The organism is Dactylosporangium sp. NPDC050588, from assembly GCF_040654975.1.
GTDB classification, from domain to species: domain Bacteria; phylum Actinomycetota; class Actinomycetes; order Mycobacteriales; family Micromonosporaceae; genus Dactylosporangium; species Dactylosporangium maewongense.
In genome coordinates this window covers 33,271-46,324 of the sequence record NZ_JBFAJA010000069.1, presented here as the reverse complement: position 1 = coordinate 46,324, position 13,054 = coordinate 33,271, and the positions used below count along the sequence as shown (strand labels likewise).

The following is a 13,054-nucleotide window of genomic DNA, read 5'->3' as shown; positions in this document are numbered from 1 at the left end:
CTTGATCGACCAGGGGAAGCAGAACGTTCTCGGCGTGCAGGTCAGCGCCGTCGACTACGACAGCGCCGTCGAGAAGGTCATGAGCGCCGCCCGGGAGGGCCGGCCGCTCGCGGTGACGGCGCTCGCCGTACACGGCGTGATGACCGGCGTGCAGGACAAGGCGCACGGCGCCAGGCTCAACGCGTTCGACCTCGTGACGCCCGACGGGCAGCCGGTGCGCTGGGCGCTCAACCTGCTGCACCGGGCGCGGCTCGCCGACCGGGTCTATGGCCCGGAGCTCACGCTGCGGGTCCTGCGGGCCAGCGCGGAGCAAGGTCTGCCGGTGTACCTGTACGGCTCGACCGAGCAGACGCTCGAACTTCTGATCAGCAAGCTGCGCGAGCGGTTCCCCGCGCTCAAGATCGCCGGCATGGAGGCGTCGAAGTTCCGCTCGGCGCAGCCGGGTGAGCCCGAGGAGATCGCGGCGCGGATCAAGGCGTCCGGCGCGCGCGTGGTGATGGTCGGCCTCGGCTGCCCCCGCCAGGAGATCTTCGTCTACGGCATGCGCCACCTGGTGGACGCGCCGATGCTGGCGGTGGGCGCGGCGTTCGACTATCACGCCGGCGGGCTGAAGAACCCGCCGGCGTGGATGCAGAAGTACGCCCTGGAGTGGCTGTGGCGGCTCGGCCTGGAGCCCAAGCGGCTCTGGCGCCGCTACGTGCTGCTCAACCCGGCCTACCTGGCCCGGCTCGGCGCACAGAAGACCCGCCTGTGGCGGGCCACGCCGCCGGCGCCGGCCACGGAGCCGCTGAGCACGTTCGCGGTCTGAAGCCCGGCGGGTAGCCCGTCCGGAAGCACAGCCTGAAGGCACACCATGACGCCGGCCCCCCGCGGGGACCGGCGTCAGTGTTTGTCCGCGCTCAGCGACCGGTGATCGCGTCGACCTTGACGGCGCGACGCTTGAAGGTGCCGCGCTTCTCCAGCGCGCGCTCGGCCGGCACCAGCATGAGTGCCAGCGGCGCCGCGATGTACCAGCGGTCCAGCAACACGTAAGCGACGATGTTCATGACGACGCCGAACGCGTAGAGGCCGATCAGCCAGTCCACGCGCTTCTCGCCTATCCCGCGCTTGTGGTAGGCGTCAAGCACGCCGAATGCACCGATGCTGAGGGCCAGGAGGCCGCCGCCACTCATCAATGCGAACATCAAATCAGACACGTCACTCACCCTTGCCTCCCCGTTCCTACCAGCGAACCCGCCCAAAGCTAAGCGGACATTTCAAGATCGACCATCAACTTTGCGACACCCGACCCGGGCCGAACGTAGCGCACCAATCGGACATTCAGCCGATATCACTGATCTTGCTCTTCAGCAGTGCGCGGGTGTCGTCGTCGCAGGCAGCGCCCGCGACGCCGGCCAGGTAGGCGTCCATCGCACTGAGACCGAGATCGGCAGCGACGCGGTGCTCTTGAGCCAGATCGGTGTTGAACATCGCCGGGTCGTCGGTGTTGACCGTGCAGGGCACCCCCGCCGCCAGCAGGGCCGGCAACGGGTGCGTCGCGAGCGACTCCACCGACCGGGTCCGCACGTTCGAGGTCGGGCAGACGTCCAGCACCAGCCCCCGATCGACGATCTCTGCCAGTACACCGGCATCGTCGACGGCACGGATGCCGTGCCGCAGCCGGTCGGGTGCGAGGGTCAGGATCTCGCGGACCGACTCGGCGCCGGCCGACTCGCCGGCGTGCGGCACGATCGCCAGTCCGCCGTCGCGGGCCAGCTCGAACGCCTTCGCGTAGGTCGTCGCGGGGCCCGCCTGCTCGTTGCCGCCGAGGCCGAGGCCGACGATGCCCCGGTCCGCGTAGCGCACGCTCCACCGGGCGACGTCCTCCGCCACGTCGACCGGCATGCCTCGGTAGAGGTCCGGGGTCAGCCGGACGATCACGCCGTGCCGCTCCCGCGCCTCGACGATGCCGTCGGTGTAGCCCTCGTACAGGTCCTCCCAGGCCACACCGCGCTGGGCCCGCTCCCCGGGAGAGAAGATCGCCTCCAGGTACACGGCACCGTGCGACGCGGCCACGCCGGCGTAGTCGACCACGATCTGCCGGAAGTCGTCCGCGGTGCGCAGGCAGTTCGTGGTGAGGATCCAGACCTCGACGAACTTCTTGAAGTCGGTGAACTCATACAGCCCCAGCACGCCCTCCACGGTGTCGACCGGCAGCGGCAGGTCGTTGCGCCGGGCGATCTCCAGCAGCGTCGCGGGCGGGATCGCCCCTTCGAGGTGCACGTGCAGCTCGATCTTGGGATAACTCATGGGTTCAACTTATCGACGGGCCCGGCGCGCTCGCGCGCACCGGAGCCCGTCCGACCTCCCCAGGTCGAGCCTCCCTGCTTTCTACGGCATGGGATTCGACCTGTCGACCGGCGAGCTACTTCAGGCCTCGGGCCTCTTGCGAGTAGATGAGCTCCAGGATCGAGCGGGCCGCCTCGAACCAGCGGTCCAGCCACTCCTGCTGCGGCATCGTGCCCTTCGGCGGCAGCTCCAGCAGGAGCCCCCGCAGCAGCGGGTGGTCGGCCATCGACTGGCTGGGGCCGTCGAGCCAGGAGTCCTGCAGCACGCCGCCGCGGCCGAACATCGGCTCGGTCAGCGGGCTGAGGTCCGCCACCAGGGACGACTCGGGCAGCTTCGGCGGCGTCAGCGATGCGGCGATCGGCGAGTTGTCCAGCGGCAGGGACGCACGGTCCAGTGGTGACGAGGCACGGTCCAACGGCGACGAGGCACGGTCCAGCGGCGAACCGTTGCGCGGCGACAGTTCGTCGATCGGCCCGTCGCCGATGACGTCCCGGCGGCCGCCCGGGCGGTAGCTACCGAGCTGCCCGGAGAAACGGTCGTCGGTCTTCGACGAACCGTTGCCGAAGTTGTCGGGGCCATTGTTCATCGGATACAAGCCTTATCTGACTCGGGTGTTCGGATCTGGCGTGAAGTTCCTGAGCGCTCATTGAATACAACGATGACCGGCCCGGTCCGCAACGGCGATACCACCGTCGCGGGCCGGGCCGGTCGAATTTGACCTGGCGTTTCACCTACGAGAGATCGAACTCCCCGCCCTTGGTCCCGCCGACGAAGGCCACCCACTCCTCGGGGGTGAACAGCAGCACCGGTCCGGCCTTGTCCTTCGAGTCGCGCAACGCGACAGCCCCGCCGACGAACGCGACCTCGACGCAGTTGTCCGAGTACGGACCGCTGCGTGTGCTCTTGCGCCAGCGAGCACCCTCAAGATTCACGCTGAAGCCCTTGGCCTCAATGTTCACTACGACTCCTTTGCCAGCTTCACGATCATCGATACTGACTCGTCCGGACGGAGTGCGTTGGCGCGCAAGTAGTCAAAGATGAATCCGTAGCGCTGCAGTTCGTCGTCCTTCTCGAGAAAGAGACCGCCGGCCGCGTTCGAGGCGAACACGAAGTTTTGCCCTGCGGACTCGTCGTACAGCAACATCGTGAATGTCCCGTCCATCCCGGCATGAGCACCGGCGGAGAAGGGCAGGATCTGGAGGGTCACGTTCGGCCATCCCGCTGCCGTGCCCAGGTGCTCGAGCTGACGGCGCATGACCGCTCTTCCGCCGACCGGGCGGCGCAGCACTGCCTCGTCCAGCACCACCCAGAGATCTATCGGGTCATCCTGGGTGACCAACGATTGGCGGCTCATCCGGACACGCACACGTTTCTCGACCTCCGTGACACTGATGTCCGGACGGGCCGCGTGGATCATGGCCTGCGCGTATTCCTCGGTCTGCAGCAGTCCGGGGACGACGAGCGCCTCATATGAACGAATGTGATCGGCGGCCGCTTCGAGGCCCACGTAGGCCCCGGTGAGCACGTCACCGTAGAGCTGCCACCAACCCTTCTGGCGTGCCTCCCTGGCGATTTTCAGCAACTGCTCGGCGTATTGTGGCTCGACACCGTAGATGTCCAGCATGTCCCGTACGTCGCGCGGGGTGACGCCGGTCTGTCCCGTTTCGATCCGCGAGATCTTGGATCCGGAACATTCCAGTCGCTCGGCGACATGATCGATGGTGACGTGTGCCGCCTCGCGAAGGCGGCGCAACTCCATACCGAGCTGTCTGCGTCGCAGCGTCGGGCTGCCTCGTCGACTTGCCACGCTTGCACCTCCGCGCCGGCCCACGGAATTTCCGATACCTATAGATCAGCGCAACCCGACGAAGGTCCGCAACCCGGATCGGCACGACATTCTCGCCACCTCCCGGGGGTCCCGCCACTCGGGAGCGACGCTCTCATGCGTGAGATGGAAATTTCTCACTGCAAGTTGCATTGATCACCGACCTCGGGCAATCTGTGGGTGTGGCGGCGGTCACGGTCTGTTCATCTTCGCGCCAACGAGAGTCAAGGACGACCGGGACACCACTGCGGACGCAGCGACAAACGATCGAGCCGATCGGCGGTTACGGGGGTGCCCGTGACCGATCTTCCCCCTGCCGGCAGATGACGGGAGTCTTACCTGTGTTACCGAAGACCGGTGACGTGCTGCGTGTGACCAAGGCCGCGAGCGTGCAGTTCGTGCAGCCGATGCTGTTCCGGGTGATCCGGGTGCACGACTGGCAGACCTATGACGGGTGGGCGTGGCTGGACGGCTACCAGCTCAACACCACCGGCGACGCCGTCGAGCGCCGATCCATCTTCGTGCAGCTCCAGGGCCTGCAGCCCGGCTTCGTCACCCGCACCGCCCGGACCGGCAGCCGGGTGCCCGTCTCCGCATCCGCATAGAGTCGACGTCGGTGCAGGAGCCGGCGATCGCGAAGCGCCGGCGCCTAGCTGGGGACCGCTGAGGGGGAGCGGCTCGACGGCGCCTTCGTCGGCTCCGTCGCCACGAAGAGGGTGACGGTCTCGCCCGGCGCGACGATCTCGCCCGCGCCCGGATCCGTCCCCGCGACCTCGCCGGGCTGCACGGAGTCGTCGGCGCGACGGACGACCTTCACCTCGAGCCCGAGCTGCTGCAGCTTGATCGTCGCCTGGGCGAGGGTGTTGCCCGTCAGCGGCGGGATCGTGACGCTGGTCGGCGCGGCCGCGGTGGTCGCCGTGGGCGCCTCCGACGTCGGAGCGGCGGTCGTCGGCTGCGGTGTCGGCGACGGCACGACGCTGCTGCCGGCCACCGTCGGCACCGGCAGCTGATCGGACGGTGCGTTGTCGCCGTCCGCGGTGGCCTGATAGATGAGGTACAGGCCGAAGCTCAGCGCGCCGACGATGACCAGCGCGACGACGCCGATGATCACCGGGGTGAACCATGAGCGTCCCTGGTACGGATCCTCCTCCTCGATCCACTCCTCCGGCGCGGCGGCCGGGCGGAGCGACGGGTCACCCGGCTGGGGGACGTTGGCGCGGGCGGACCACCGCGGCGGCTCGTCGCTGCCGAGCGGGCCGCCGATCCTGGTGGCGCCGCTGTCGTCGGGGCGCAGCGGTGACGTGCCGCCACCGATCCTGGTCGCGTCCGGATCCGTGGGCCTGCTGCTCGGCGGGCCGATCCTGGTCGCGTCCGGGTCCTGGCCGCCCGGACCGATCCGGGTCGCGTCGGGGTCTTCCGCTCGTGGCGGCGTCGGTCCCCCGTCCGACGGCGGCAATCGATCGAACGGGGCGGTGGCGTCCGGCTCGTCTGACATAGGTTCCAGTTCACCACCTTGTCCGACATATCGCCTGCCAGTGGACAGGTTGCCCACCTCAGGCCCACCCTCCGCGACCGCCGTCTGCACGGCCTGACGTTCCACTGACATCGACTCGCCCGGGTGGACGGCTGGGCGTACGCTGCGCGGCATGGCGGCACGAAGCTGGGCAACCTCAATATTCACCGCGATCGGTGTCGCGGCGGGCGCGGGTGCCGCGCAGCTCGGTCTTGGCTATGGCCTGGGCATCATCTCCTGGCAGCCGGCCGGCAACAGCGCGACCATCTGGGTCAGCAGCCTGGCCTGGGTGGCCTGGCTCGCGGCGTCCTCGACGGTCATCGGCGCCCTGTGCGCGGACCGGCTCAGCCCCGCCGACACCCCGGTCGCCGGCGACGCCTCGACCCCGGGGGCACACGCACTGACCGCCGCCTGGCGGATCGTGATCGCGCTGTCCGCGGCGGTCGGCGCCCTCATCGTCGTGCCGCTGGTCGCCGTGCCGTCGCGCACGCCCCGCCCCGACAACGTCGCGCCCTACTTCACCGCCGGCGGCTATGCGATCGCCGGCATCATCGTCGGCCTGCTGATCGCGGTCGGCGCCCTGGCCGCCCGCGCGATCGCTTCCAACGTCATCGCCTCCTCGGCCTGGCTGTGGGTCCTCGCCGTCGTCGCGGTCGTCGACGTGGTCCGCGCCGACGGCAACCTCGCCACCGCCGCACAGCTCGGCACCTGGCAGTTCACCGACGCCACCTGGATCCGCAACATGGTGAACCTGCCCGGGGCGCTCCTCATGCTCGCCATAGCGCTGGTCATCGGTGCCCTCGCCGCCTGGCCCGCCAGCCGCCGCGGCGACAACCGCGTCGGCGTCGCGGTGTCCGGCGCGGCCGGCCCGCTCCTGGTCGCCCTCGCCTACTTCCTGGCCGCTCCCGCCGTCGGCGAGCGCGACCCGCAGCTGTCGGCGTTCGTCATCGCCCCGTATGCGGTCCTCGCCGGCCTCGCGGGCTCCGTCATCGTCTCCGCCATCGGCCCCCGCGGCTCCCGCGCCCAGGCCCGCGCCGCCCGCCAGGCCGCCGCCGCGGAGCGCGAGGCCCGGGCCGCCTCCGACATCGCCGACTGGACCCAGGCCCTGGCCGACGCCGACGCCGCGGAGGCCCGCCGCCGCACCGAGCGGGGCGAGCCGCAGGACGCCGACGACCCCTGGACCGCCGCCCCTGACCGCACCCCCGAGCCGGTCACGATCGGCGCGGGAGGCAAGTCCCCGGCCGCCGCCCCCAAGGCCCCGACGTCCACCGGCAAGGCCGCCGTCACCAAGGCAGCCGTCACCAAGGCCGCCGACCTGGACTCGGCCAAGGACCTCGAGTCCGACGCCTACGCCCCGTCCCGCGCTTACGGCGGCGAGTCCTCGGGCCGCACCTACGCCTCCGAGTCCGCCAACCGCGCGTACGCCGAGGACACCGTCTCCGACGACACCGACCCCGCACCCAAGAAGGCGGCCCCGGCCCGCGGCTCCGTCGAGCCCCTATGGCCCACCGACACCGCCCCGGCGACCCCCGAGCCGCCCAAACCCGCCCCGAGCCGCACCCGAGGCCGCGGCCGCGGCAAGTCCGCCGAGTAACCCCGACGGTCCGGCCACGCCCACCACACGACCAGAGCAGCGGGAAGCTCAACACCCGAGCGGTCTGCGCACCGGACGATCGCCGCGATGGCGCCGGACCAGGCGACGCCGGAGCCGCGCCACAAGCCCTGGCCTATGACGGCGCTGTCTATCCACGCGTGCCTGGTCACGCGTGATGCGGGCGGCGCCGACCGTCCAAACGACCCGAAGGCAGGACGAGGCCGCTCCCCAACGGTGGGGTGGGTCAGATGGGCCAGGTGTGGACGGGCTCGTTGGCGTGCAGGCCGACGCTGTACCGCTGGAGCATGGCGCGGAGGGCGGCAGGGCGGTCGAGGTGGTGTCTGGACTGCAGGTCGTTGACGGTCTCGGTCTGCCAGGCGGCGCCGTTGCGGCCGGTGCGGCAGCGGCCCTCGATGACGCCGAGCAGACGGTCGCGGGTGGCCGGGCGGACGCCGAAGCGGTCCAGGCCCGCCGAGGCCAGTGGCAGCAGCTCGTCCAGGACCAGCTCGGCGACCTGCACCTCGCCGCGGTCGGGCCACCAGAGGCGGGCGTCGAGGCCCTCGCGGGCGGCGGTGTGGAAGTTCTCCTCGGCGGCGGAGAACGTCATCTGCGTCCAGATCGGACGGTCCTGCTGGACGAGCTCGCCGACCAGGCCGAAGTAGAACGCGGCGTTGGCGACCTGGTCGACGACGGTGGGGCCGGCGGGCAGGACGCGGTTCTCGACGCGCAGGTGCGGGCGGCCGTTCATGATGTCGTACACCGGCCGGTTCCAGCGGTAGATCGTGCCGTTGTGCAGGCGCAGCTCGCCCAGATTGGGCACGCCGCCGGCCTCGATGACGGCGACGGGGTCCTCGTCGTCGGTGATGGGCAGCAGCGGCGGGAAGTAGCGGACATTCTCCTCGAAGAGGTCGAATATCGACGTGATCCAGCGCTCGCCGAACCAGACCCGCGGCCGGACGCCCTGGGCCTTCAGCTCTTCCGGGCGGGTGTCGGTGGCCTGCTCGAACAGCGCGATGCGGGTCTCCGCCCAGAGGCGCTTGCCGAAGAGGTACGGCGAGTTGGCGCCGACCGCGACCTGGATCCCGGCGATCGCCTGGGACGCGTTCCAGTGCATGGCGAAGTCTTCGGGGGCGACCTGCAGGTGAAACTGGACGCTGGTGCACGCGGACTCGGCGGCGATCGAGTCGGACTCCGCCTCGAGCCGCTCCTGCCCACGGATGTCCAGGGCGATGTCCTCGCCGCGCGCGTTGATGATCTGCTCGTTGAGCAGCTGGTAGCGCGGGTTGTTGGACAGGTTGGCCAGCACCGTGTGCTCTGGGCGCAGCGTCGGGAGGATCCCGATGAGCACCAGCTGTGCGTCCGACTTGCGGGCGCGCTCGTCGGCGTGGACGAGGCTGGCGAGGACCTCCCGCTCGTACACGTCGAGGCCGTCGCCCTCGATGACCCTGGGCGCCACGTTGATCTCGAGGTTGAACTGCCCGAGCTCGGTCTGAAACGACGGGTCCGCCAGGTCGGCGAGCACCTCCGCGTTGCGCATCGCGGGCTGCGCCTCGGGATCGATGAGGTTGAGCTCGATCTCGAGCCCCGTCATCGGCCGGTCTGAATCGAACCGGAAGTCGTTGAGCATCAGCGCGAAGACGTCAAGACATCGGCGGACTTTATACCGATATCGGGCACGATCCTCCCGTGTGAACGCACCCCGTATGACGTCTTGCCCCATTCCGTTCCCCAACTCCCCGGCCGGCCCCGTGGACCCTCCACGTTAGGAGTGGTCTGGATGTACCGCTAGGGACAAAACGGGCGCAACCTCAGCCTACGGTGATCGAAACCTTGCGGAGGGTGGGAGATTTCGCCCACCCTCTGCAGCATGGTCAAACTCCGGCTTAAGGAGCAAAGAGCCGCAATTCAGGCTCAGCCCTGGCGCACGCCCTCGGCGCCGATCTCAATCTTGACCTTCTTGCCGACGAGAACACCGCCGGTCTCCAGCGCCTGGTTCCAGGTGATGCCGAAGTCCTCACGGTCGATCTCGGTGGTCGCGCTGAACCCGATGACCTCCTGGCCCCACGGGCTCTTCGCGTGGCCCTCGAACTCGACGTCGAGCTCGACCTCGCGCGTGACGTCGCGGATCGTCAGGTCGCCGACCAGCTTGAACTCGCCGCCGGAGAAGCCGGTCACGCGGGTGCTCTTGAAGGTCAGCGCCGGCCACTTCTCGACGTCGAGGAAGTCGGCGCTGCGAAGGTGACCGTCCCGGTCGGCCACGCCGGTGTCGATGCTGGCGGCGTCGATCTCGACCTCGACGTGCGACTCCAGCGGGTCCTCGGCGATGACGATGGTGCCCGTCGCCTTGGTGAAGCCGCCGCGGACCTTGCTCACCATGAGGTGCTTGGCGACGAAGCTGACCCGCGTGTGCGCCGGGTCGATGTCGAACTTGCCCGGCGTCGGGATCGCGACGCCGTTGTACTCGCGGGTGCCGACCGGTGCGGTCATGATGCCCTCCAGATGAGCTGTGGTGGAGAAGTTTGCTGAAGCAAATATACTCACGGCAGAGTCTCGTTTGTCAAGCTCTTCTGATAGACTGCCACTGTGACCGACGAGATGCTTGAAGATCCGCGAATCACCGCCATGGGCCTGTTCGTCGAGGCCTTCACCGGTGTGACCGCGCGTCTCAACGTCCAGCTGGCCGAGCACGGCCTCGGCAACGTCGACTTCGAGGTGCTGGTCAGGCTCGCCCGCTCGCCGGGCGGCGAGCTGCGGATGACCGACCTCGCGGCGCAGACCGGCCTGTCGACCAGCGGCGTGACCCGGGTCGTCGACCGCCTGGAGCGCGACGGCCTGGCGACCCGCCGCGCCTGCCCGACCGACCGGCGCGGCTCGTTCACCGTCGTGACGCCCGCCGGCGTGGCCAAGATGCACGAGGTCCTGCCGGACCACCTCGCGCTGATCGACGAGTGGTTCACCGGCCGGCTGTCGCCTGAGCACCTGGAGACGCTGCTCAGCGGTCTCCGCACGATCCGCGACGCCGTCCGCCCCGGCGCCACCTCCGGCGTCGCGGACCCGAGCCGCACGACCGAAGCACACCGCGCCGCGTAATGACCGCCCGGCGGCCCAAGCACACCGCGCCGCGTAAAGACCGCCCGGCACGACCGAAGCACACCGCGCCGCGTAAGACCGCCCGGCACGACCGAGGCACACCGCGCCGCGTAGAAGCCGCCCGGCGCGACGAAGCACACCGCGTCGCGTGAACGGAAAGAAAGCGACCGGCAGGATCACCGGCAGCTTCCGCCGGCCCGAGGTCGTGAAAACCCCGCAAAGCCGCATTCCGGGCCATCGACTTCGTTAGTGTCCGCCCGGGGAAGAAACACCCCAGGGGGACCGGCACGGACGAAGCAGGTGGGAAGGCAACACGCGCCCGGGGGGTCTTCGTCCGTGCCCTACTGCTCGGGCGACTCCAGCAGCGCCAGCTCCCGCGGCAGCAGCGCCAGCCCGCCCCGCGCGCGGATCCCGGCCAGCTCGCCCAGCACCCGCTCCCGGTCGTCCGGCGCGGCGCAGGCGGCCAGTGCGACGAGCGCCTCCAGTACATCGCGGATGTCATCGCGACCGGCGAGCAGGTTCGCCGCGGACTCGAACGCGACCGCCGCCGCCGGCCGGTCTCCCCGCCCCAGTGCGAGATAGCCGCTGATCATCGCCGTGAACCCGGCACTCCCGGGCAGCTCGGCCAGCTCGACGAGGACGTCTGCCGCCTCCTGCGGGCGCCCCGACTCGGCCAGCGCCTGCCCGAGCGTGCCGAGCGCCCGGACGTGGTGGGTGGGGTCGCCGACCTCCGCGGACGCGAACGCCGCCCGGCGGGCCAGGTCGACGGCCTCGTCGAAGCGGCGGTCCAGGCGCGCGACCTCGGCCAGGTTGGCCTGGGTGAGGGCCTGGACGCGGGCGTCACCGGCCTCGGCGGCGCGACGCCCGGCGCCGGCCAGCCGGCGGGCCGCGGTGGCCAGGTCGCCGGTGCGGATGTCGTGCCACGCCAGGTTGTTCTGCGAGACGGCGATCTCGCGGATCCGGCCGGTCCGGATCGCCAGCCCGAGCATCGCCTCGGCGTGCCGGCGGGACTCGTCGGCGCCGCCGACCGCCTGCCAGACCCCGGAGAGGACCCCGCGGGCGGCGAACTCCCCCGCCGCGTCCCCGTGCGCGACGAGCACCTCGAGCGCCGCCTCGGTCGGCCAGAGCTCGGCGAAGCCCCGCCCGTGTGCCATCGCGAGCATCCCCGCCGCGACCTGCGCGGTCGCCCGGATCAGCGGGTCGCAGCCGGCGGTGCGCGGGTCGTCGAGCAGCCGTCGCAACAGCTTGTGCGCCTCGACGTCCCGGCCCCGCAGCCGGCACCAGCGCGGGATCGCCCCGGCGAGGCGCAGCGCGATCACGGGTTCGCGGACGGCGGCGTACCGCAGCGCCGTCCTGATGTCGCTGTTGAGGTAGTCCAGGCGCGACACGGCGGCGCCGCTGGCCGGCCCGACGAGGTCGGCCGCCAGCCGGACGGCGAGCCGGGTGATGACCTCGGCGTGCCGGATGCGCAGGGCGCGTAGCTCGAGGTGCTCGACGCAGCGCTCGGTGGCGAAGTCGCGGACCACGTCGAGGAGGCGGAAGCGCAGGTCGCCGGGGCCGCGGACGCTGACGAGGCCGAGCCCGACGAGCCGGTCGAGCACCGCCTCGGCGTTGAACCCGAGCAGCGCCTCGGCCAGCTCCAGCGACCATCGTCCCCGAAACATCGCCAGCCGGCGCAGCGCGGCCTGCTCCGGCTCGTCCAGCAGGTGGTAGCTCGCGGCGACGGCGTCGCGGAGCCGCTGCCCGGCGGGGTCGGTGGCGGCGAGGTCGAGGACGCGGTTGCCGTAGCGGGACAGCAGCTCCGGCAGCTCGAGGACCCGCCCGCGGGCGGCGGCGAGCTCGATCGCGAGCGGCAGCCCGTCGAGGCGCCGGACCAGCTCGGCGACCGCCGGGAGCTCCGCGTCGGGCACCGGCTCGCGCCGCACCTGCCGGAGCCGGTCGAGGAACAGCGCGACCGCCGGCACGCGACGCGCGTCGGCCGCGGAGCCCGGCGCGGACGGCGGCAGCTCCAGCGGCTCGACCTGCCAGTCGACGGCGCCGGGGACCGCGCCCGCGAGCGGGCGCCGGCTGGTCGCGAGGATCTTCACCGACGGCACCCGGGCCCGCAGCCAGCCGATCGCCTTGACCGCGCTGCGGTGCGAGCGGTCGATCCCGTCGAGGACCAGCAGCGCCGGCCGGTCGGGCAGCTCCTCGGCGCGGGCGACCCCGAAGACGGCGGCGACCGCGGCGAACACGTCGGTCGGCTGGGACACGTCGGTGATCGTCACGGAGACCGCGGTGCCGCTGGTCGCGTGCGCGACGGCGTGGGCGAGGCCGGTCTTGCCGACGCCCGCGAGGCCGACGAGCGCGACCAGGTCGGCGTGCGCCAGCAGGTCGAGCAGCTCGGCGACGTCGGCGTCGCGGCCGATCAGCGCCGGCGCGGTCGGTAGCGGCAGGGTCGCCGGGGCGGCGGTGACGGTGCCGGTGAGGAAGTCATCGCGGTCGGTGCCGACGAGGTCGAGGGCGTCGGCGAGCAGCGCGAGGGTGCCCCGCTGCGGCCGCGCGACCCTGCCCCGCTCCAGCTCACGCAGTGTGCGCACGCCGAGGCCGGCCCGTGTGGCCAGCTCCTCCTGGGTCAGTCCCCGGGCCAGGCGGCGGGTCCGCAACGCGGCGGCGAACCCTGCCCCGGCGCCCCGCGGATCATGATCCGCAACTGGAGACATGT

The 13,054-nt window shown here is 71.1% G+C and carries 13 protein-coding genes; 4 read left to right on the top strand and 9 right to left on the bottom strand.

The genetic code is table 11. The features are described from left to right. Position 1 precedes the first annotated feature (1 nt). Complete coding sequence (locus AB0I21_RS39110) at positions 2-808, top strand: WecB/TagA/CpsF family glycosyltransferase (protein ID WP_360568738.1); 807 nt, start codon at positions 2-4, stop codon at positions 806-808. A gap of 91 nt (positions 809-899) precedes the next feature. Here AB0I21_RS39110 and AB0I21_RS39105 read toward each other — a convergent pair whose 3' ends face one another. From AB0I21_RS39105 to AB0I21_RS39085, 5 genes are all read right to left on the bottom strand, one after another. Then, positions 900-1,205: a hypothetical protein gene (locus AB0I21_RS39105; RefSeq protein ID WP_360568737.1), complete on the bottom strand. Its 306-nt coding sequence runs from the start codon at positions 1,203-1,205 to the stop codon at positions 900-902. Positions 1,206-1,320: 115 nt separating this feature from the next. Then, the gene (gene add / locus AB0I21_RS39100; protein WP_360568736.1) at positions 1,321-2,289 is read right to left on the bottom strand and encodes an adenosine deaminase; all 969 of its coding nucleotides are present in this window, start codon (positions 2,287-2,289) and stop codon (positions 1,321-1,323) included. Between the two features lie 115 nt (positions 2,290-2,404). Continuing rightward, a complete protein-coding gene (locus tag AB0I21_RS39095; protein WP_360568735.1) occupies positions 2,405-2,914 on the bottom strand; it encodes a hypothetical protein in 510 nt (169 codons plus the stop codon). A gap of 145 nt (positions 2,915-3,059) precedes the next feature. Continuing rightward, on the bottom strand, positions 3,060-3,287 hold the full coding sequence (locus tag AB0I21_RS39090) for a DUF397 domain-containing protein (protein ID WP_360568734.1): 228 nt from the start codon (positions 3,285-3,287) through the stop codon (positions 3,060-3,062). Continuing rightward, positions 3,287-4,135, bottom strand: coding sequence for a helix-turn-helix transcriptional regulator (locus tag AB0I21_RS39085; protein ID WP_360568733.1), 849 nt, complete (start codon positions 4,133-4,135; stop codon positions 3,287-3,289). The genes AB0I21_RS39090 and AB0I21_RS39085 overlap by 1 nt, the downstream gene beginning before the upstream one ends. A 359-nt stretch (positions 4,136-4,494) precedes the next feature. On the opposite strand from AB0I21_RS39085, the gene AB0I21_RS39080 reads away from it, so the two are divergent. Next, positions 4,495-4,758, top strand: a complete 264-nt coding sequence (locus tag AB0I21_RS39080) for a hypothetical protein (protein WP_360568732.1) — start codon at positions 4,495-4,497, stop codon at positions 4,756-4,758. A gap of 44 nt (positions 4,759-4,802) precedes the next feature. On the opposite strand, the gene AB0I21_RS39075 is transcribed toward AB0I21_RS39080, so the two are convergent. Further along, positions 4,803-5,648: a PASTA domain-containing protein gene (locus AB0I21_RS39075; RefSeq protein WP_360568731.1), complete on the bottom strand. Its 846-nt coding sequence runs from the start codon at positions 5,646-5,648 to the stop codon at positions 4,803-4,805. A 151-nt stretch (positions 5,649-5,799) separates the two neighbouring features. Between AB0I21_RS39075 and AB0I21_RS39070 the strand changes: the two genes are divergently transcribed. Further along, positions 5,800-7,260, top strand: coding sequence for a hypothetical protein (locus AB0I21_RS39070; RefSeq protein WP_360568730.1), 1,461 nt, complete (start codon positions 5,800-5,802; stop codon positions 7,258-7,260). A 244-nt stretch (positions 7,261-7,504) separates the two neighbouring features. Here AB0I21_RS39070 and AB0I21_RS39065 read toward each other — a convergent pair whose 3' ends face one another. Both AB0I21_RS39065 and AB0I21_RS39060 read right to left on the bottom strand, forming a co-directional pair. Continuing rightward, the gene (locus tag AB0I21_RS39065) at positions 7,505-8,980 is read right to left on the bottom strand and encodes a glutamate--cysteine ligase (RefSeq protein ID WP_344508425.1); all 1,476 of its coding nucleotides are present in this window, start codon (positions 8,978-8,980) and stop codon (positions 7,505-7,507) included. Positions 8,981-9,171: 191 nt separating this feature from the next. Further along, positions 9,172-9,747, bottom strand: a complete 576-nt coding sequence (locus tag AB0I21_RS39060; protein WP_360568729.1) for a YceI family protein — start codon at positions 9,745-9,747, stop codon at positions 9,172-9,174. A 108-nt stretch (positions 9,748-9,855) separates the two neighbouring features. On the opposite strand from AB0I21_RS39060, the gene AB0I21_RS39055 reads away from it, so the two are divergent. Then, positions 9,856-10,350 (top strand): MarR family transcriptional regulator, encoded by a 495-nt coding sequence (locus AB0I21_RS39055; RefSeq protein WP_360568761.1) that lies wholly within the window; start codon positions 9,856-9,858, stop codon positions 10,348-10,350. A 341-nt stretch (positions 10,351-10,691) separates the two neighbouring features. On the opposite strand, the gene AB0I21_RS39050 is transcribed toward AB0I21_RS39055, so the two are convergent. Further along, a complete protein-coding gene (locus tag AB0I21_RS39050; RefSeq protein WP_360568728.1) occupies positions 10,692-13,052 on the bottom strand; it encodes a helix-turn-helix domain-containing protein in 2,361 nt (786 codons plus the stop codon). Positions 13,053-13,054 lie beyond the last annotated feature (2 nt).

What these genes read in the sequence shown, in the direction of transcription:
- add (WP_360568736.1), bottom strand. Translation starts at nt 2,289, where the DNA reads ATGAGTTATCCCAAGATCGAGCTGCACGTGCACCTCGAAGGGGCGATC.
- AB0I21_RS39095 (WP_360568735.1), bottom strand. Translation starts at nt 2,914, where the DNA reads ATGAACAATGGCCCCGACAACTTCGGCAACGGTTCGTCGAAGACCGAC.
- AB0I21_RS39075 (WP_360568731.1), bottom strand. Translation starts at nt 5,648, where the DNA reads ATGTCAGACGAGCCGGACGCCACCGCCCCGTTCGATCGATTGCCGCCG.
- AB0I21_RS39070 (WP_360568730.1), top strand. Translation starts at nt 5,800, where the DNA reads ATGGCGGCACGAAGCTGGGCAACCTCAATATTCACCGCGATCGGTGTC.
- AB0I21_RS39065 (WP_344508425.1), bottom strand. Translation starts at nt 8,980, where the DNA reads ATGGGGCAAGACGTCATACGGGGTGCGTTCACACGGGAGGATCGTGCC.
- AB0I21_RS39060 (WP_360568729.1), bottom strand. Translation starts at nt 9,747, where the DNA reads ATGACCGCACCGGTCGGCACCCGCGAGTACAACGGCGTCGCGATCCCG.
- AB0I21_RS39055 (WP_360568761.1), top strand. Translation starts at nt 9,856, where the DNA reads ATGCTTGAAGATCCGCGAATCACCGCCATGGGCCTGTTCGTCGAGGCC.
- AB0I21_RS39050 (WP_360568728.1), bottom strand. Translation starts at nt 13,052, where the DNA reads ATGTCTCCAGTTGCGGATCATGATCCGCGGGGCGCCGGGGCAGGGTTC.